Below are 1,741 nucleotides of genomic sequence, written 5' to 3' on the forward strand. Positions count from 1 at the left end.
CTTCTAATGTTTTCCAGCACTGATACAGTCCTCTTGGCACATGGAAGCATCCTTTCCATTTTCCTCCTTTGAGTGGTAGCAATACTTCGCCTCTTCGGTTCAAGTAGCCATACCATTCAGGATATTCTTTATCCTTGAAATGCTCCCAAGTGTAGTCATGTACCTTTTCAAACCATTCCAAGCATTTTTTGTCTCCCGTCAATTGATAGCCTTTCAGCAGGGAAATAAGCGTTTCGATATGGACCCACCAGAGTTTCTGGTCCCACTCCAATTGTTGGGGAGGACAACCGTTACGATCCATAAAATAGTAGATACCTCCATATTGCTTGTCCCAGCCATAATTAAGCATCGTGAGAGTAGTCTCTTTGGCTTTCTCTATCAATTCCGGACGATTCAGACGCTTGCCTAGATCCATGATAAACCACATCGCTTCAATGGCATGTCCCGGGGTCACCTGACGGCCTTCAAAACAATCGACCAAATTACCGTCTATGTCCACNTTTTCAACAATGATACCTCCGAGTTCAGGACGATAGAAAACTTCCATCACTTCATGGATACAAGTATCCATTGTTTCCCGCAGATACATTTCATCCAATAAATGCTCTATCTCCAGTGCCAAGTTACAGAGGATCATTGGCAAGGCAAAGTTCTTCAGATTACGGGTACCCGGATGAAGCTTATTCCATCTCCCTTTCGGATTATCCACTTTGGAAAGGATTATGTCGAAAGTTTTCTTGGCAATGTCCGCATATTCCTGATTACCGGTTGCAAGGCTCAACTGTCCGAAAGCCATGGTGGCGAATGTATACGAGAATATATTATACGGTTCTACCAATGGTCTACCCGAACGATCAAGGGAAAAATACCAGTTATAGTAACTATCATGTCCGTATTTTTTTAGAAATTCACCACCTTGAACGGCACAATCCAGCCATTCCTTGCGTTTTTCCACTTTATTGTAAAGCATGGAGAACATCCACACCTCACGACATTGCAGCCAGATGAACTTATCCGTATCGAACACTTTTCCTTCACGGTCCAGACAGGTGAAATAACCACCATACTCGTGTCTTGGGAGTGTTCAAGCCAGAAAGGGAGGACACTGTCCAGAAGTTCATTCTTGTACAGACTTGCCAGTTTCTCGAAATCCATACTATTATTTCCATTATAGATTGGTATGGGCAATTCAGCAGTGAAAGAGATGTCTGCTGAATGACCAATGTTGTTCTTACTATCCATATTTATAAGATGTTAGTTTATTGTTATTAAGGTCTGTTTTATATTTATTCCGAACGGGTCCAATATCTTTCAATCTCTTCCAGCGACTTCCCTGTAGTCTCCGGCACGAGTTTCCAGACAATCAGCATATACGGCACGCACATGAGGGCGAACAGGAAGAATGTTCCGGCGGGGGTAAGGTTCTGGAGCATCCAGGGGGTTAACTGTCCGATCAGGTACGTTCCGATCCACAGAGCGAATCCTGCTATCGACATGGCCAGTCCGCGAACCTTGGTGGGATACATCTCCGAGAGAAGTACGAACACCACGGCACAGATAGATACGGCACAGCAGAATACATAGAACAGGAAGAAAACAAGCAGGAAGAGGCTGGATACTCCCAAGGAATCTCCGAAGAGGAAATACAGGCCGATGAGAATCAGAGAAACAACCATTCCCGAAACTCCGTAATAAACAAGTTTCTTGCGGCCTACCTTATCAATGATGACAAGAGCCAGAA

General features: G+C 44.2%; 1 protein-coding gene and 1 pseudogene. Both read right to left on the minus strand.

Annotated features, from left to right (window positions below):
• Nucleotides 1-1,155 (minus strand): annotated as a pseudogene (locus BSCG_RS00145) (AGE family epimerase/isomerase); the annotation flags it as partial.
• A 131-nt stretch (nucleotides 1,156-1,286) separates the two neighbouring features.
• On the minus strand, nucleotides 1,287-1,741 hold a 455-nt coding region (locus BSCG_RS00140), incomplete at its 5' end, for an MFS transporter (protein ID WP_032849925.1).

It is taken from the genome of Bacteroides sp. 2_2_4, from assembly GCF_000157055.1.
Lineage (GTDB): Bacteria > Bacteroidota > Bacteroidia > Bacteroidales > Bacteroidaceae > Bacteroides > Bacteroides ovatus.